The sequence below is a fragment of the Burkholderia sp. B21-005 genome, assembly GCF_020843965.1.
In the GTDB taxonomy this organism is placed as follows: domain Bacteria; phylum Pseudomonadota; class Gammaproteobacteria; order Burkholderiales; family Burkholderiaceae; genus Burkholderia; species Burkholderia ambifaria.
In genome coordinates this window covers 1552969-1569405 of the sequence record NZ_CP086302.1, presented here as the reverse complement: position 1 = coordinate 1569405, position 16437 = coordinate 1552969, and the positions used below count along the sequence as shown (strand labels likewise).

The window sequence follows — 16437 nt, the reverse complement described above, 5'->3', positions numbered from 1 at the left end:
TTATCCAACAACGCCATTCACGCGCGCGGTGCGCTCACGTCCAACTCAGGGCAGGCTCAATTCATCCAGGAGAAATCGATGACGACAATTTCCACCTCGGGCGGCGAATTCGAGTTCGCCGTGTATGCCCCTTACAACTCGAGCCCGGACGAACCTGTGGGCGGGCGCGTCAACGTGGGCGTCGATACGGCACTCTGGTTCCGCGCCGACCGGGACAGCGACAACGTGCGGCTGGTCCAGCTGATCCGGCCGCAGGGACAGTGGATCAACGATCGCGAACGGGAGCGCGCGGCGAACGGCTGGTCGCTCGATTCCAACAGTGTGTCGCCCTGGTACGGCACCAATGATCTCGGCGTGCCCCGGCCAATCCGCGATGTGACGCCGAACATCACGCCGCAGTTGCGTGACTGGATCAAGCAGAGCGGCGTCCAGACCTTGTCAGGCGCGGGCTCGCGACGCGGCAAGGGCTATCAGCGCGCGTGGATCGTCGATACGCCCCGGCACATGGCGGCGCGGGTTGGCGAACTGGTGCAGGTCCGGCTCGTGACGATCGCGGTGGATGTGCAGCACAGCGCTTATCTGTGCGGCGTGGAGTGGGGCTTCAATCTGTCGGAGGCTGGCGTGGTGACGGTGGCGTCCGCGAAGCTCGCGTTCAAGGTGAATCCGGCGGGCGATTATCTGCAGGCGCTCGACAACTGGAACCAGCAGGCTGGCAACACGTTGCTCGTGCTGCCGGCCTGAGCGGGACGCCTCGATTCGAGTGCAAAAGAATCGGGCGCTCGTCGAGCGTTATCGCGGCAAGCGCAACGTGCTGGTCGCGTATTCGCTTGGCACAGGCAGCACGCTGGTCGTGCTCGAATGGCTAGCCTCGCGCGGCTGGCTGCGCGAGATGGATGCGGCACTGATGCCCGGCACGCAGCTGGCGTTGCCGGGCCGGCGCTTGCATGTACTTGATGGACCGTGTTGCATCGCTTCGTTATCCTGACAAGGGCGAAGAGATTGGTCAATGTCAGCGGTATTCGCCCTGACCGGCCTCGGGATCAGACTAGTGAAATTCCGCCGTCAACTCGCAGGTTGACGCCGGTAATGAAGCTGCCTTGGTCTCCTGCGAGGAACAGCGCGGCATTGGCAATTTCTTCTGTGCGCCCAAGCCGGCCAAACGGAATAGCGCCCGCCATGACGGCTTCAAAAGCAGGGCGATCCTTTGCCGTAATGCCAAGCTTCCCGAGGATCGGGGTGTCTGTCGGACCTGGACTGATGACATTCACGCGGATGCGGCGTTCCTTGAACTCCAGAGCCCAGTTACGGGCGAAAGCTTCGAGCGCCGCCTTGCTTCCGGCATAGACGGTATGCCCGTCCAGCACCTTGCTGCTTGCGATGGAGCTTATCAGCATGATTGAACCGTTGTTGCCAAGTAGTGGTGCAATCTTCTGCACGCCAAAAAAGGCTGCCCTGGTATTGGTTGCGAACTGTCTGTCATATTCTTCAACCGAGACTTGATCAGATGGCGTGATCACGTTCATACCGGCATTCGCTACGTAGATATCGGCCTTGCCGAAGCGCTCGGCAACGACTGACGCAACACGTTCGTGTGTCGTGAGGTCGGAGAGGTCACCGGTAACACCAGTGGCATTCTCACCGAGTCGTGCAACCGCTTCGTCCACGGCGCTAGCTCGGCGTCCGACGATAACGACACTCGCCCCCTCTTCGGCAAAACGTGAGGCTATGGCAAATCCGATACCGCTATTTGCGCCGGTGACGACTGCAACCTTTCCTGCAAGCGTGTTCATGATGTCGTTGGTCAGAGTGGGTGGCATGCAATACCTTCGTTCTGGCAATGGGCGCGCCATCACGAAGGTGTTTGGAGGGGGGCAAACAGCAGCGTTGTTCACGTGACGTTTTCGAGCGGTTCCGCTGAAAATTGCGCATCGAACGGCGGGTAATCGACATAGCCCTTCAGGCCGCCACCGTAATACGTTGCTCGATCGGCGGTAGCGAGCGGCAATCCGGTTTTGAGTCGGTGCACGAGATCCGGATTTGCGATGAATGGCTGTCCAAATGCAGCGAGATCGATCAGACCATCATCAAGAAGTGCCTTCGCACGGTTGATCGTCATCCCTCCTGCGAGGATGACCGGCGTCTTGTCTGCCTCGCGCTTGATGCGGGACAGCAGTTCGATCGTGCGATCGTCCGAGGCGGTGTCGTCTTTGGGCGCCACCGAGACGTTCGACTGATCCATGACGTGAATGTACGCTATGCGCCGCAGGCCGAGTTCGAACGCAAGCGAGCCATAGGTATCGAGAATGCCCGGGTAGTGCGGCATATCGAATAGCTGCCCATACGGTGAAATCCGGATGCCTATCTTTCCGGCGCCGATACGTTCGGCAATGCCGTCAACGACTTCCAGCGCGAAGCGCAACTGATTTTCGCGCGTCGTCGCTGAATAGCGGTCAGTGCGATCGTTGACCAGCGGATTCAGAAACTGCTCGAACAGATATCCGTTTGCCGCGTGGATTTCCACGCCGTCGAATCCGGCCTCGATGGCGTTGGCCGCAGCGGAAACGAAGTCCTCGACCACGCGTTCGACCTCCATTGTCGACAATGCGGACGGCGTTGACGTCGGGACGAACCCCGGCTTCCCATTGCCGTCGTAAGCAAACACGATCGAGTCTTTTGCGAGCTGTGATGTGGCGCTGCGTGGCGCACCACCATCAGGCTGGAGGCTCGTGTGCGATACACGACCCACGTGCCACAGTTGAGCGAAAATCTTGCCGCCGACCGCATGAACCGAGTCCGTGGTTAACTTCCACCCGGCTACCTGTTCGTCTGAATAGATGCTCGGATTGAAAAGATAGCCCTGGCCCTCGCGGGAGATGGGGCTTCCTTCGGTCACGATGAGGCCGGCGGTCGCGCGTTGCGCGTAATAGAGGGCGGTGCGTTCATCGGCAATATTGTTTGCAGCGCGGGATCGAGTCATCGGCGCCATGACGATGCGATTCGCCAGCGGAATCTCGTTGAGATCGAACGGCTTGAAAAGTTGAGTCATGTTTGTTTCCTTGTGTGGCAACTTGGCCCCGCAGGTATGGTTCGAGTGCTTCAGCTCTGCCGATGTACCCGCTGTTGATGAACACTTGCGGTGCGGTCATGCTGCCCGATACGGCGCCCGGTACCGGTTGATCGTTGCTGGTGAACATTATCGAGTGCGACTGTTTCATGGTCGATGGAGTCACGGGGCAATACAGTCGTGCGCGAAATGCACCAACGGCCGATTTAACGATGTCAGGTGCTCGTGGCATCGTCTTGTCATCGAAGTATCACGCCATCCCGGAGCTCGAATGCGTCGCGGTGTTTTCTACCTGTCCTGTTCCATCAGGCGGAGTTGCGGTGCGACTTAGAGCGACGCTATCGGGATGAATCTGGTTGTCGTTGTATTCGTCTCGACGTGCACGGTGTGGTGTTTTTAGAGCAGCTCCACATTTCCGTACATTGCGGATTGTTGTCGCCCAAGCAATATGGTGAGAACGTCCGTGGTGCTACTGATGTTTGAAGCTCGAGCCTAGAATCCGCCTCGACGATCGTTACATACATCTTGAGTGTGTCAATCCGGTCGTACGGAACATCACACTGAACCTCTCTGAGGAGTGCGCCATGAGATTGGGTTTCTTTCTGCGATCCAGTATCTGCTCCACGATACTTTTCGCAGTCGTGCCTGCAGTTGCTTTTGCTGATCCGCTTACCGTCAAGGTTGACGGTCTCGACCACGATGGTCGGTTTGCGAATGCGCAGGTCTACAACGGATTTGGGTGTCGTGGCGATAACGTCTCGCCTCAAGTCTCGTGGGCGCACGTTCCGCCTGGAACAAGAAGCATCGTCGTCACCATGTACGATCCTGATGCCCCGACTGGAGGGCTCGGATGGACGCATTGGGAAGTCGTCAATATTCCGCCTTCGGAAACGTCGATTCAGAAGGGGGCATCAGGAGATGTGGGACGAATGCCGGCGGGCGCGCTCGAGACGCTGACGGATTTTGGCGAATCCAAGTACGGCGGGCCATGCCCGCCGCAAGGTGAGTCGCATCGATATGTCGTGACGGTATCTGCGCTGTCTATCCCGAGTGTCGACGTGAAATCGACATCGAGTGCGGCAGTCGTTGCATATCAGATGCATGGAAACATCCTTGGGCAGGCACGATATGTCGCGACCTACTACCGATCGCCGAATTGACTGTGAGGCGCCGGTTGAGAGCGTATCTGATCAACATTTCGAGTGCTAGTTCGCGACAGCTAGCTTTACGGGGCGATAGCCGGGATCTTGCGGTCGCCCGAGAATGATCGTGGATTTATCTGCGCGTACGCACGGTCGAATCAGTAGCAAGACTGAAATCGGCCCTTGACCGCACCCAATCAGGCAGGGCGCTCACGTTTGTTTCCCCAGTCTTTGCAGACCGCCGGCCCGACCGGACTAAAGGCGGGGAACAGGTCAAGCCCGCTGGAGCGCGCAGCGAGAGGATGACGGTATCCGGGTGACGTGAGCGTCTACAACTCCCGTCGAATCAGTTCAAGCCCCTCTCTGTAAGTTGTCACCTCAAACTCGGGAAACCGGCGCTTGGACTCCATGGAATCAAAGAGGTTACCCTGCTCGTAGCGGGGCAGGAGTTCCCTGATCTCGCGCACTTTCCAGTCGATCGACTATCTGACTCGCAACCTGCGTCGATTCATGAAGCCCGAGCGTCGGCACGTCGGAATTTTCTACCGTGCCGGCCGCGCCCATGTGGAACATCAGCCGGTCGGTGTAGTTGGCGTAATGGCGCCGTGGAACTACCCGTTCGTCGGTCGTCTTCATCAGGCGCACGCTGCGGCTGCTCCACGGGCTACATCCGACCATTCTCCATCTCGTACGTCTCGGCGTTAAAGTGTTCGGTTGGTTGCGGCGGGCAGTCGCATCATCGGCACGCAACGATATTTCTGCGCGATATACTGCGCACGCTCGCGCAACGGCGGGCGGAGCTGAAGGTATGTCACTTCCCGTCGGGGCGCCGCGCAAATCGCCTTCATTAGGGCTGCATCAGGGCCGTTCTCGCGTCGCGACCATCATCGCGACACCCACCAATCCTTGAAGCTCGTGACACGATGCCCCGTCGGCCTTCAAAGCAAATACTCTGTGCGTTTCGACAACCGCTGACCTACGCGGCCGTTGGCGCCGTGAATACGGCGATCGGTGTCGCAGTCATTTACGGGCTGATGGGCCTTGGCGTCGCGCCAATCCCGGCCAATGTCGGCGGCTACGTCGTGGGTCTGGTGATAAGTTTCGTTCTCAATAGCCGGATCACGTTTCAAGTTGGTACCTCTCGTAGAAATCTCGTTCGCTTTCTCGTCGTCGCCGCGATCGCATATGTGGGAAACCTGCTCGTCGTCATCGGCGTCCTAAAGCTAACCGACGCGGCGCATGTTGCCCAAGCGATGGGCATCCCGGTATATCTGGCAGTCGGCTACCTAGCGAACAAATATTGGGCACTTCACCAATAGGCGAGAGGATTGACCGTCTGGTAGTGTGGCTCACGTTGGAGACCCGCTTTAATGCGGGTGCAATGGTGCAAGTGTGAGCCTCGTCGGCAGGATGCGGCGCGCCTGCGGCGATGCGCAAAAAAGTGCGGAACCACGATATGGCGTCCGAACGTGCAAATCACCGGGGAACGCAATGGATAAGGCCGAATTCGACCGCTTCGCGGACGAATATCACGCGTTGCACGCGAGGAACATCGCCGCGTCAGGGGAAACTCCCGACTTCTTCGCGGAGTATAAGATCCGCGACATCGCGGCCGAAATTGAGCGACGCAGGTTCTCCTGTGAATCCGTCCTAGATTTCGGTGCCGGTGTTGGCAATTCGATTCCATGGGTGAGAAAGCACCTTCCTTCTGCGCAACTCACCTGCATCGATGTTTCCGAACGCTCGCTTGATTTGGCTAAGCAGCGTTTCGGGCAAGGTGAGTGCTTCGTACACTTCGACGGTCATACCCTTCCGTTTGATACGCCTCGCTTCGATCTCGCGTATGCAATGTGTGTGTTTCATCACATACCGCATGAGGAGCACGTACGACTGCTTGGTGAAATTCGCCGTGTGTTGCGCCCGGGCGGGATTATGGTCGTTTTTGAGCACAATCCGTACAACCCGCTGACGGTCAAGGCCGTGAATAGCTGCGAGTTTGACGTTAATGCCCGGCTCATCCCGGCGACCAAGATGTATCGCGCCAGCCGAGCGGCGGGATTCGACCAAATCAGCTTGCGCTACAGGATATTCTTTCCGCATGCGCTTAAGGCGCTCAGGCCGATGGAGCGGTACCTGACGGCGATACCGCTAGGCGCGCAATATTCCGTGTACGCCTCGCGTACCTAAGAGGCGTAACGTCATAGGCGTTCGGCACCTGCATACGCGTAGAACCGGGCGCGCGTGACGACAAGCCCGTCACCTGCCGCTTGTAGCTCCGCAGACACCCCATGGCACCGAGGTCGTCATGGACTACAGCGCGATGGGTTTGATGTTTGGCCGCTCGCGTTAGCTGTTATCGCTTTCGCGGATTTGAGGCTGCGGCCACCGCGGAGATCAGCTTCCTGACCGTCTCCTTGGCCAGCCGAATGCCGTGGCACTCCCAGAGCTTCTCGCAGACCAGCATCGGTCCGAAATCGGCGTAGCGATCGCGGATGATCGACAGTGCCCGGTCGGCGGCCCTTGGGTCCAGGCGACGGTTGCCGGGCTTCGCTCGGTGTCCCGACACCAAACCCGCCGGGCCACGCTCATGCAGCCGGGCGACCGGCCGGCGAATCTGTCGTTTCGTCAATCCCCAGTCGTTGCGCCGCACGCCATGGCTTGAGCTTGCCGTCCGCCACGTCCTGAATGACCTTGAATCTGCCCAGCTCGCGCATCGTCATCGTGATCCGTTCCGTTGCAGCCATCGAAGCCTCCGGCGCCGGACACCCGGCGGCCCGTCAGCTTACGCGGCACGAAAGTGGACATTCCTAACCAGAGCAGGTCGCTGACTAATAAATAAAGAATTCCCCCGCGGCAAACAAATTCACCGATTTGGCAAACATGCGGGCGAAAGGCGCTTCCCATAATTCCGCAGACCTTACACGGGATTTCCACCCATTACACGGGGTGCCGGTAAGGCAGGGGCTTTGATCGTAGCGATAAAAAATGCGGCGGACGCTGCATATCCGAGGGGCGTTGCGCGAGCTTGTCTCAGGCGCGGCTACGAAGAGAGCAAAAGGAAACTCCCTTTTGTCCACTAGGGAAGTCAGAACGGAAAGCGCAATGAACAAGAGTCAATACAGGGTGGCCTCGAATCGAGGATTAGGTGTGCTAGCAAAGGCAGCCGAGACGCGCGGCGTACACGGCGAGTCGGGGAAAGCGAACATGACGGCGGCTGGTATCCCGCTCAGATTGCGTGTTTCGCTGGCGGCGGTAACGGCGCTGATGCTGCTGCCAGTGGGGCGGGCATACGCAGATAACCTGGCGGTCGGCGGCCAGAACGGTGGTATCAACGAGACGATCGGCGGTGCTGCGGCAGCGCCGCCAGCAACCACGGGGGGAACGTTTCCCGCAGTCGCCGGTGCCGATGGTTCGAGCCAGAACACCGCAGTCGGCGTCTTTGTGTCAGCGCAGGGCGGGGCGGCAACGGCATTGGGCGATACGGTTTCGGCAAATGGCCGGAATGCGACGGCGGTCGGCTCTAATTCGGTCGCAAACGGCGCCAGAGCAGTAGCGTACGGTGGCGGGTCGAGCGCCGCGAATAGCGACTCGACCGCGATTGGTGCGCTGGCACATACCACCGCTACCTTTTCAACGGCGGTCGGCACCAATAGTTCAGCTGCTGGCGGCACAGCCGTGGGTTTTCAGGCGAACGCGAACGCGGCTGACGCGACGGCAATCGGTGTGGATTCTGTCGCGAGCGGGATCGGTAGCGTTTCAATTGCCCGCGCACAGGCAACTGCCCAGAACGCGATTGCGATTGGCGAAAATGCTTCGGCAGCCGATGCAAATTCCGTGGCGTTGGGCTCCGGCGCAGTGACGCGCGCGTTTACCACGGTCAGCAGCGCGACGCTGAATGGCGTCAACTACAGCGGCTTCGCGGGCACACCCGTCGGCGTGGTGAGCGTGGGCAGCGCAGGCGCCGAGCGCCAGATCGTGAACGTCGCCGCCGGTGAAATCAGCGCAACGAGTACGGACGCGGTCAACGGCTCACAGCTTTTCGCTGTGGCAAGTCAAGTTTCCGTTCTCTCGAATAACCTTACGTCTCTCACAGCGAAGGTCGACACAATTTCCACTTCCGGTTCGAATGGCACGGTTGCAGACCAAACCGGCACCGCGGTAGGGAACAATTCGGTCGTGTCGGTCCCCAACGGGACCGCTGTGGGCAACGGCGCAAACGTTTCGGGTCAAGATGGTACGGCAATCGGAACCAACTCGACTGTTACGGCTCCGCGCGCAACTGCCATTGGCTCGGGTTCCAAGGTGACAGGCACGAACGGAACCGCAATCGGTGACGGTTCGAACGTCACGGGCACGAACGGGACTGCAATTGGCGCGAACTCCCGAGTGACCGCGAACAATTCGGTTGCCCTGGGTGCGAATTCAATTGCAGACAGGGACAACACGGTTTCGGTCGGCGCGCCGGGAGCTGAGCGTCAGATTACCAACGTTGCAGACGGTACGGCGCCGACTGATGCCGTGAACGTACGCCAGTTCAACAGCGCAGTGAACAGCGTTCGGGACGACATCCAAAAGTATCGCAGGGATGCGAACGCCGGTTCGGCTTCGGCCGTCGCGCTGTCGATGCTCCCGCAAGCACCCGCGCCCGGCAAGTCGGTCGTCGGCGTGGCGGTCGGCAATTACGCCGGTCAGACGGGTTTCGCTGTCGGCGTGTCGACCTATCTGCCTGGCGGTAGCTGGATTTTCAAAGGCGGTGGCTCGACAAACACGCGCGGTACGGTGGCCGTTGGCGGTAGCGCCGGGTATGTCTGGTAAGGTTCGGCCTACTGACAACTTCTTAGGTTAGGTAGCTAGTCTAGGTCGTCAGTCGCACAGCCCGCTGTGGTGTACTTGCCGCAGCGGGCATCGACGAATGGAGGTGGGCAATTCCGACCGTGATACAGCGAGGCTGGTCTTCGGCAGACGTTGCCGGCGCGGGATCCAGAGCCCAGCGTCTGTCATCAGCTTCCTGATCGTTTTCTTGGCCAGCCGAATGCCGTGACATTCCCATAGCTTCTCGCAGGCCAGCGTCGGCCCGAAATCGGCGTAGCGGTCGCGGATGATCGAGAGCACCCGGTCGGCGGCTCCTGGGTCCAGGCGACGGTTGCCGGGCTTCGATCGGTGTCCCGACACCAAACCTGCCGGACCATGCTCACGCAGCCGGGCGACCAGCCGGCGAACTTGCCGCGTCGTCAATTCCAGCCGTTCTGCCGCACGCCATGGCTTGAGCTTGCCGTCCGCCACGTCCTGAATGACCTTGAATCGGTCCAGCTCGCGCATCGTCATCGTGATCCGCTCCGTTGCAGCCATCGCAGCCTCCGGCGCCGGACACCCGGCGGCCGTTCAGCTTACGCGGCACGAAAGCGGACATTTCTTATATGGTCGCCTCCCATTTGCAAGGTGATTTTTGATCGTGGCGAGGAGGGTGGTTGCGGACTTATATCCGGACTCGATCGCAGGACGTGCCTGCCGGCCCCGATGGATTTCGCCGCAAGGTTCCTAATCTAAATAGCGGACTCGAGGTCCGAGAAATGTCTCAGGCTTGCCCTTGCGCGGTCCAACCTGTCTTGCCATCTTTCAGCATCGCCTGTGCAACCGTGGATCGGTTAAAGGGATTGAAGCTTGACTACTGCGACGGTGCCGCCTCGTACGTTCGGCCATACGCCAGCAGCGCCCAGATTGTTCGCGCCATCTTGTTTGCGAGTGCAACAGCCACGACGTTCGTTGGTCGTCGGGACAGCATCTGACGCAAACGATCCGGCAAGTGCTTTGAGCTCGAGATGACCGATCGCGCGCCGTGGATCAGTAGCGTCCGCAGATAAACGTCACCGCGTTTGCTGATCCCACCGAGCTTGATCTTGCCTCCCGAGCCGTTCTGCCGCGGCACGAGACCGAGATAGGCGGCAAACTCCCGCCCCGAGCGAAACGTTCTTGCCTGTCCAATGACCGAAACCGCGGCAGTTGCCGTGAGCACGCCCACGCCCGGAATCTCCGAGATGCGCAGGCATGCATCGTCATTGCGCCGCCAATTGAGAATGCGTTGCTCGATCCGAGCAATCTGCTCATCGAGTGCACGGAGTCGCGAAAGCTGATCCTGCAGGCTGTCCAGCAGCATAGCCGGCAACTCGTCGGCCAGTGACGCCAGCGCGGCTTTGGCGGCGTCAATCGATGCACGACGGCCTTGAGGCAACACGACGCCGAACTCGTAGAGCAATCCGCGAAGTTGGTTGACCTGCATGACGCGAATCCGGACCAGTTGCTGGCGTATCCGGTGCATCGCCAGCATGGCCTGCTGGTCTTCGGTCTTAACGGCCACGAACCGCATGCCGGGACGCTGGGCAGCTTCCCAGATCGCCGCGGCGTCAGCTGCATCATTCTTGTTCGACTTCACGAACGGCCGCACGAACTGAGCCTGCGATGAGCCGCACGTCGTGGCCGAGCCGCGCCAGGACCCGGGCCCAATGATGAGCGCTGCCACAGGCCTCCATAACGACGCGGCTCGCCGGCCGGTTGGCGAAGAACGGCGCGAGCTGGGCACGTTTGAGTACCTTGCTGCGAATCGCGCCGGTTTCAGGCTCGACATAATGAATCTGGAAAACGCGCTTGGCCAGATCGATGGCAATGGTCGTGGGTTCCATCTGGTTCTCCTTGGCGGCTGGGTTGCCGAACCAGCAATGTCGCATGCTCTGGACGCGAGATTGCGGCGCCGGACGACCCGTTAAGGCGGGAGGCGACCATTCCATCTATGTAGCCAAAAGCGGACATTTCAATCTAGCCATTACAAGATTTTGTCATACCCGGATTCAGATGTCGTAGCGCCAGCTAAATACAGATGTCGCATGTTTCATCGGTCGTTCCGTCCTTCAGCGTTGAAGCGCCGAGCTTGAAGCAGCAGGGCGCTGACGCTCACCCCCGGGCCTTGGCAGACCGCCGATTCGATTCCGCTTGATGTGTCTGTGACGCGACCTGCAAGATGGCTGCTTCGATGTCGGCTTCCGTGAAGGCGCGCTGCTTCTTGGCACCTGGCAACGATCCCTTCGCCCGCACCGGTAGCCCTCGATTGGCGCGCGACGGCGAACCCGAGATCCGCCGGTTGTCACGCTGCGCCTGGATCGCTTCAGCCACCTGCAGCGCGTGACTCAGGCGCTTGTGTTCGATGATCGCGCCTTGATCGACCTCCGCCAGCTTGTCGTAAAGGCGGCATCGCAATATCTCGCCATCGGCCCGGATTTCAATCCGGCCATCCGGGTACTCCCAGACGTCGATATAGCGATGAATCAGCTTCCGATTCTCGAGCGTATCGTCCAGCAGATACAGCACACGGTCGTACAGCACCGTCAGCGACTTCGAGACCCGACGCGTTTCGCGCCAAGTCATCAACCGGTCCAGATTCTCGTCGTCCCGTAGCGGCCGATGCGCATTGAAGTCGCTGCGCGGCGGCTTCGCGAAGCGCGCGTTATACATGGCGATGAAGGAGGGCGCATAAGCGTTGGCGTCGGCCACCGTGTTGATCCCGCGCAATCGCATCTCCTTGACCAATCGATCCTGCAACGTCAGATGCGCACGCTCGACACGCCCCTTGGCCGAGCTGCTGTTTGCGCAGAACGTGTCGATGTTCAGCTCATACATGGCCCGGCCAAACTGCGTCACGCTGCGGCCGGTCTTGCCGGCCTTAGGACTGCGGAACACGCTGTACTTATCGCTGTAAAGCGCCACCGGCTTGCCATGGCGCTCCAGATACGCCCGCGTCGCCTCGAAGTAGCTGAAGGTCGATTCGGTCGCCGTAAAGTGCAGATGCTGCAGCCGGCTCGTCGCGTCGTCGACGTACACCAGCAGCGTGCAGGCCGGCGCCCGTTCCTCGAACCATCGATGATCGCTGCCGTCGATCTGGATCAGTTCGCCCAGGCAGGCACGGCGTGCTCGTGGCTGGTAGATCTTCGGCGGTCGTTGCCGGCGCGGAATCCAGAGCCCAGCGTCTGTCATCAGCCTTCTGACCGTTTCCTTCGACAACTGCAGCCCATGGCATTCCCAAAGCTTCTCGCAGGCCAGCGTCGGCCCAAAATCGGCGTAGCGCTCACGAATCAGGCTCAAGGCACGATGTGCCAAATCCTCGGGCAGTTGATGGTTGCTCGCGTGGCCACGGCGCTGCGAAAGCAACCCGCAGGGGCCAGCAGCCCGATACCGGGCGACCAGCCGTTCGATCTGCCGTCGACTGATCCCGAGCCGCTCCGCGGCTCGCCAAGGCATCAGACGCTGCTCGATCACGGCTTCCACGACCTTCAGACGATCCAGCTCCCGCATGCTCATGGTGATCAGTCCAGGTTGGCCCACGATGCGCTCCGGCAGTTCGACCCGCCGCCAGCATGCGCCGAAACCCTCGGGCTACGACATTTCAACTTTGCCCAGATGCGACATTACAACTTTGCTCTTACACCAGTCATATCGATAATTCACGTTATGTCAAATAGACGTCGCGCCCAGCGGGCGGCCAACGACGGCCTTTTCGTCGTTTCTGTCTGACCCGTATTTCCACCTATTACAACAATCGGCGCAACGCCGTCATCCCATGTATTGGGATCTAAGAACGCACCGCCATGCTCGACCTATTCGGGGAAGTCATCGTCACGTTGGACGACGTGAGGCTATGGGTCGCTGCGCTCGCGCCCGCGTACATGTCTAGTGAACGGGCCTTTGAGCGATACGTCCGTCTTTGGGACGTAGCCGGCAAGGTGCGTGCTGCTAAACTCGCCGGCACGTTCGATTCCATCATCGCGCGCCACATCGAACGCCGCGCGCACCTTTCCCGCCGCTTCGGGCTACACGCATGAAAACAACAATCGCCGCGCTCGCACTTGCCGCCACCTGCCTCACCGCCCATGCCTCGACGGTGGTCGAGTTCACGTCGACCGTGAATTGGCGCGGCTCCGATCACCGCGTTCTTTTCAGCGGGCAATGCACCGCGCATTTCAGCACATACCCGGACGCACACCACACAAGCACATGGCTTGCGTCTTTCACGCTGTCGTGCCCTGGCTATGACGATGCACGGATCACCATCTATCCGAACAGCCTAGCCACCCTTGGCACGCTTCCGGCCCGGGTGCTTCGAAGCCCGCCCAATACGATCAAGCTTGAAACCGGCGAGTCTGAAACGCTGCAATTTTCGGTCGACCGGAGCAAGATGTAAAAAACCCGGCTCAGGCCGGGTTTTCTTCACTGCGCGGGCGTTGCGGCCGCACCTTTGTGCAGCTTCCACCACACGAAGCCGTACATCAGCGCCGCGCCAATGGCGGCCGACTTCCATTCGATTTTCGGCATGTCCTCTCCGTTATCGCTTGATGAATCGGCCCGTGCGCTTGCTGCGCGCCGGGGTCTTATGGTGGCGCTTGTGCGCCGTCTTACGCTTACGAGTTGCCATGTGCGGCTCCCTTGGTCAAGTGGTCGAGCAGAAGCTTTTCGAGCGTCGCGAGACGTTCTTTCATGTTGCGCAGGTCTGCGCGCACCGCGCCGTAGGCGATCAGCGACGCCGCGACCTGCCCGCCGATCTGCACCAGCAGCGCGGCATCCATCACTGGCCCTGCGCCGGTGCGGCCTTGCCTTCCGACAGGAACACGCCGAGGATGCCGAACAGCGATGCGGCGGCCGTGCCGACCGTCGCGACGACATGCGGGTCAGCGCCGAACTGCACTGCGATTTGCGATGCGACGCCCGCGAGGCCGGCCAGCGCGGCATGGGTCGAGGGTTCCGTCAGACGTGCGAAAAATGCGTTCATGGTTGGTCTCTCCAATTGGTTCGTTGTACTACAGTCCGGCCGGGATCACGTCCCATGCCGAGGTTGGAAACGGCATGTTGATGCCCTGTTGCACTTGCGGTAACTGCGCCTGCTGCTGCTGCATGCGATCGTTCGCGAACGATGACATGTCGGTCAGCAGCGACGAGCCCGCGGACGCCGCCGCGCCCGCCGCGTTGTCCCAAATGACCGATGCGACGTTCGACGCAATGCCGGTCGCCCCGCCGGCCTGTGTGTACTTTCTATCGAGGTACACGCCCACGCCGACCAGCGCCAGCACGCCCGTGAGCATGAGTGCGGTTTTCGGACTCATCGCTTACACGTGCCCAAATGCGCCCGTGAACGACTGCTGACCCATGACGGAATCACCGCCCGGCGCGTCGATCGTCCCGAACATGTATGCGGGTTGTCCGCTCACCGGGTCCCACAGACTGTTGGTGAAATTGGTGCCTTCCATCGCTGCGAAGTTCGCTTCCTCGCGCTGAAACGCGGCCTGCGCCGCGCTCCACGCGCTAGGACCGGCCGCCGAGCGGTTATGTCGGTCCCACGCCCACAGCACGACAAACAGCGCGATCAAGTGGTCGGTTTTCATGCGTCAGAACCCATAAGTGTTGGGAGCGAGGATGTTGTACATGCCCGAGAACGGCGATTCCTGCACCTGCCCCGTTCCGCTGTTGTACGTCACCTGCCCCGGATCGACGTAGATGCCGCCCGCGTCGAACGTGCCGTTGCCGAACACCGTGACGCCGCCCGGCAACTGCATGCCGCCGGCCGTCGCGCCCGTTGTCGTGACCGGTGCGCCGCCGATGTTGCTGATCACGTTCGACCAGAACGGCGCAGCGCCGCTGCCGATGGCACTTTGGCCGCCGCTCGTCGGCGCTCCGGCCTTCGTTGACTTGCGCGCGACCGCGTACAGCACGGCCGCCGCGCCGACCACCAGAATCAAACCCGTCTTGTCGAGTTTCATACGCTCGTCCCCGCGTCGGTCTGCACCCCGCCGTATGCGGCGAAGTTGGATTCGTCCTGCGCGAGCGTCAGCGTCGGTTGCCCGTACGGGCTCCCGGCAAGACTCGCCCACTCCTTGTTGCATTTGCCGATGGCCGTCGCGACCGCGCCGTTTTGCACGTCCGCGAGCGCGCCGCGCCGCTTGATCAGCCAGCACGCGGCAAGGTCTTGCGATGCCGGCGAGAAGTCCGGCAAGCCCAGCGCGGCCTGCGCTTCCAGCCACGTCGAATAGAGAATCTGGTACGCGCCGGCCGCCGTCGAGGTGTATCCGTTGCGCGTCACCTTCACGTTCGGATGACGCGACATGTCCGAGAACTGGCCGCCCCCGAACAACGTGGTGTAGCCGTTCGGGCCCGACGTGCCCTCTCCCACGCGCACCATGCGCAAGAACGCCAGCACGTTCGTATTGCTCAGGGCGGACGCCGGGTCCGTGAATGCGTTCTGTACGCTCGAGTTCAAATTGCTCACCATGTCCGTTAAAAATCCGCCGCCGGCATCGGTTGCGCTGCCCCCGTCTGCCGCATTCGGGTCATACGTGACGCTCGCGCCATCGTTCGCCCACACAACGTAGGCCGCCGCCGCGAGCGCGCCCGCCGCGATGATGTACAGCGGCCCCGGCGCGTTCATACGTTCGGCTCCTCGAACCATTCGAACTGGCTGCCGAACTGACTGTTCACGACGTCATTCCATGCGATCAACCCGTAACCCGGCGGCAGAATGATGGGTTCGTTCATCTCATAAATGCCGTTACCGTTTGCTGCGATGTTCAGTGAAACCATGGTCGGCGCGGGATTGCCTGCGCCCTGGGTCGCATCCCATCGAAGATGACACGCCCCACCGGCACCGCCCGCCAGCTTTGAAGCGCCCGCGCCCGCGTCGTTCGCCAGCGCCGCGCTGTTCCATTGATAGGCGACCGCGATCGCCGTCGCACCTGCGAACGCCGACACCTCTTTCACTACGGCCCGAATGCCGCTTCCGACCGGGTTCCAAAGCTGCGCCCGTCCGCAAATGGCCGCCGTGGCGTTCACCACCACGCTTCCCATGAATGCGGCATTCGTCAGCGTGCGCGATTTGCCGCCGTCAACCACCTGCACCACGCCCTGTAGCGTGTTGTCATCGATCCGGCCGTTCCCGATCACCAGCGCTCCGGCAATCTGCGCCGCACCGACTGCATTGGCGATCGTCCAGCCGTTCGGCCCCGCCGTGCCGTCGTCCGGCAACGTGATCGCCTGCCCCGGATACAGCAGGATCTTGGTGCCCGGCTTGCTGCCCGGCGTGACGATCAGCCCTGCATCGTTGCCGCCCGCGTTGCCCGTGACGTATTTCAGGTATCGCCCCGGCGCATTGACCGCCTGCGGCGCGCCGCTCGCCGGCGCCGTGAAATCGTATTTCTGCAT

The 16437-nt window shown here is 60.9% G+C and carries 19 protein-coding genes and 5 pseudogenes; 9 read left to right on the top strand and 15 right to left on the bottom strand.

Annotation, left to right across the window (positions count from 1 at the left end; translation table 11 throughout):
• Positions 1 to 78 precede the first annotated feature (78 nt).
• Entirely contained in the window at positions 79 to 741 is a 663-nt protein-coding gene (locus LMA02_RS23395) for a hypothetical protein (protein WP_228907660.1), read from the top strand.
• 19 nt (positions 742 to 760) lie between these two features.
• Positions 761 to 985 (top strand): hypothetical protein, encoded by a 225-nt coding sequence (locus LMA02_RS23390; protein ID WP_228907659.1) that lies wholly within the window; start codon positions 761 to 763, stop codon positions 983 to 985.
• Positions 986 to 1040: 55 nt separating this feature from the next.
• Here LMA02_RS23390 and LMA02_RS23385 read toward each other — a convergent pair whose 3' ends face one another.
• The 3 genes and pseudogenes from LMA02_RS23385 to LMA02_RS35440 form a co-directional block, all read right to left on the bottom strand.
• A complete protein-coding gene (locus tag LMA02_RS23385) occupies positions 1041 to 1790 on the bottom strand; it encodes an SDR family NAD(P)-dependent oxidoreductase (protein ID WP_228910090.1) in 750 nt (249 codons plus the stop codon).
• A gap of 98 nt (positions 1791 to 1888) precedes the next feature.
• Positions 1889 to 3046, bottom strand: coding sequence for an alkene reductase (locus LMA02_RS23380; RefSeq protein WP_228907658.1), 1158 nt, complete (start codon positions 3044 to 3046; stop codon positions 1889 to 1891).
• Positions 3047 to 3077: 31 nt separating this feature from the next.
• Positions 3078 to 3170 (bottom strand): annotated as a pseudogene (locus tag LMA02_RS35440) (glutathione peroxidase); the annotation flags it as partial.
• A 478-nt stretch (positions 3171 to 3648) separates the two neighbouring features.
• On the opposite strand from LMA02_RS35440, the gene LMA02_RS23375 reads away from it, so the two are divergent.
• Positions 3649 to 4224 (top strand): YbhB/YbcL family Raf kinase inhibitor-like protein, encoded by a 576-nt coding sequence (locus LMA02_RS23375; protein ID WP_228909996.1) that lies wholly within the window; start codon positions 3649 to 3651, stop codon positions 4222 to 4224.
• A gap of 311 nt (positions 4225 to 4535) precedes the next feature.
• Here LMA02_RS23375 and LMA02_RS23370 read toward each other — a convergent pair.
• Positions 4536 to 4676: pseudogene (locus tag LMA02_RS23370) on the bottom strand (NAD-dependent dehydratase); the annotation flags it as partial.
• A 40-nt stretch (positions 4677 to 4716) separates the two neighbouring features.
• On the opposite strand from LMA02_RS23370, the gene LMA02_RS23365 reads away from it, so the two are divergent.
• The 3 genes from LMA02_RS23365 to LMA02_RS23355 all read left to right on the top strand — a co-directional run bounded on the left by LMA02_RS23365 (position 4717) and on the right by LMA02_RS23355 (position 6393).
• Positions 4717 to 4911, top strand: coding sequence for an aldehyde dehydrogenase family protein (locus tag LMA02_RS23365; protein WP_228909995.1), 195 nt, complete (start codon positions 4717 to 4719; stop codon positions 4909 to 4911).
• A gap of 218 nt (positions 4912 to 5129) precedes the next feature.
• The gene (locus tag LMA02_RS23360) at positions 5130 to 5525 is read left to right on the top strand and encodes a GtrA family protein (RefSeq protein ID WP_267478995.1); all 396 of its coding nucleotides are present in this window, start codon (positions 5130 to 5132) and stop codon (positions 5523 to 5525) included.
• Positions 5526 to 5697: 172 nt separating this feature from the next.
• Positions 5698 to 6393 carry a class I SAM-dependent methyltransferase gene (locus LMA02_RS23355; RefSeq protein WP_228909993.1) on the top strand — a complete coding sequence of 232 codons (696 nt, stop codon included), beginning with the start codon at positions 5698 to 5700 and terminating at the stop codon, positions 6391 to 6393.
• 202 nt (positions 6394 to 6595) lie between these two features.
• Here the strand turns inward: LMA02_RS23355 and LMA02_RS23350 are convergent.
• Positions 6596 to 6950 (bottom strand): annotated as a pseudogene (locus tag LMA02_RS23350) (helix-turn-helix domain-containing protein); the annotation flags it as partial.
• Positions 6951 to 7308: 358 nt separating this feature from the next.
• Between LMA02_RS23350 and LMA02_RS23345 the strand changes: the two are divergent.
• Positions 7309 to 9021: a YadA family autotransporter adhesin gene (locus LMA02_RS23345; protein WP_228909992.1), complete on the top strand. Its 1713-nt coding sequence runs from the start codon at positions 7309 to 7311 to the stop codon at positions 9019 to 9021.
• A 138-nt stretch (positions 9022 to 9159) separates the two neighbouring features.
• Here the strand turns inward: LMA02_RS23345 and LMA02_RS23340 are convergent.
• The 3 genes and pseudogenes from LMA02_RS23340 to LMA02_RS23330 form a co-directional block, all read right to left on the bottom strand.
• A pseudogene (locus LMA02_RS23340) lies at positions 9160 to 9555 on the bottom strand (helix-turn-helix domain-containing protein); the annotation flags it as partial.
• A gap of 316 nt (positions 9556 to 9871) precedes the next feature.
• A pseudogene (locus LMA02_RS23335) lies at positions 9872 to 10883 on the bottom strand (IS110 family transposase).
• Positions 10884 to 11151: 268 nt separating this feature from the next.
• Positions 11152 to 12552, bottom strand: a complete 1401-nt coding sequence (locus LMA02_RS23330; RefSeq protein WP_416378663.1) for an ISNCY family transposase — start codon at positions 12550 to 12552, stop codon at positions 11152 to 11154.
• A gap of 287 nt (positions 12553 to 12839) precedes the next feature.
• On the opposite strand from LMA02_RS23330, the gene LMA02_RS23325 reads away from it, so the two are divergent.
• Positions 12840 to 13073, top strand: coding sequence for a hypothetical protein (locus tag LMA02_RS23325; protein ID WP_212097741.1), 234 nt, complete (start codon positions 12840 to 12842; stop codon positions 13071 to 13073).
• Complete coding sequence (locus LMA02_RS23320) at positions 13070 to 13432, top strand: hypothetical protein (RefSeq protein WP_228909991.1); 363 nt, start codon at positions 13070 to 13072, stop codon at positions 13430 to 13432. The genes LMA02_RS23325 and LMA02_RS23320 overlap by 4 nt, the downstream gene beginning before the upstream one ends.
• A gap of 217 nt (positions 13433 to 13649) precedes the next feature.
• Here LMA02_RS23320 and LMA02_RS23315 read toward each other — a convergent pair whose 3' ends face one another.
• The 7 genes from LMA02_RS23315 to LMA02_RS23285 are packed head-to-tail and all read right to left on the bottom strand — an operon-like array spanning position 13650 to position 16437.
• A complete protein-coding gene (locus LMA02_RS23315) occupies positions 13650 to 13814 on the bottom strand; it encodes a hypothetical protein (RefSeq protein ID WP_212097745.1) in 165 nt (54 codons plus the stop codon).
• Positions 13814 to 14017 carry a hypothetical protein gene (locus LMA02_RS23310; protein ID WP_228909990.1) on the bottom strand — a complete coding sequence of 68 codons (204 nt, stop codon included), beginning with the start codon at positions 14015 to 14017 and terminating at the stop codon, positions 13814 to 13816. Before LMA02_RS23310 ends, LMA02_RS23315 begins: the two co-directional genes overlap by 1 nt.
• A 28-nt stretch (positions 14018 to 14045) precedes the next feature.
• Positions 14046 to 14348: a hypothetical protein gene (locus tag LMA02_RS23305; RefSeq protein WP_228909989.1), complete on the bottom strand. Its 303-nt coding sequence runs from the start codon at positions 14346 to 14348 to the stop codon at positions 14046 to 14048.
• A 3-nt stretch (positions 14349 to 14351) separates the two neighbouring features.
• Positions 14352 to 14627 (bottom strand): hypothetical protein, encoded by a 276-nt coding sequence (locus tag LMA02_RS23300; protein ID WP_228909988.1) that lies wholly within the window; start codon positions 14625 to 14627, stop codon positions 14352 to 14354.
• Between the two features lie 3 nt (positions 14628 to 14630).
• Positions 14631 to 15002 (bottom strand): hypothetical protein, encoded by a 372-nt coding sequence (locus tag LMA02_RS23295; RefSeq protein WP_228909987.1) that lies wholly within the window; start codon positions 15000 to 15002, stop codon positions 14631 to 14633.
• On the bottom strand, positions 14999 to 15667 hold the full coding sequence (locus LMA02_RS23290) for a glycoside hydrolase family 104 protein (protein WP_228909986.1): 669 nt from the start codon (positions 15665 to 15667) through the stop codon (positions 14999 to 15001). The genes LMA02_RS23295 and LMA02_RS23290 overlap by 4 nt, the downstream gene beginning before the upstream one ends.
• Positions 15664 to 16437 carry a hypothetical protein gene (locus LMA02_RS23285; RefSeq protein WP_228909985.1) on the bottom strand — a complete coding sequence of 258 codons (774 nt, stop codon included), beginning with the start codon at positions 16435 to 16437 and terminating at the stop codon, positions 15664 to 15666. Before LMA02_RS23285 ends, LMA02_RS23290 begins: the two co-directional genes overlap by 4 nt.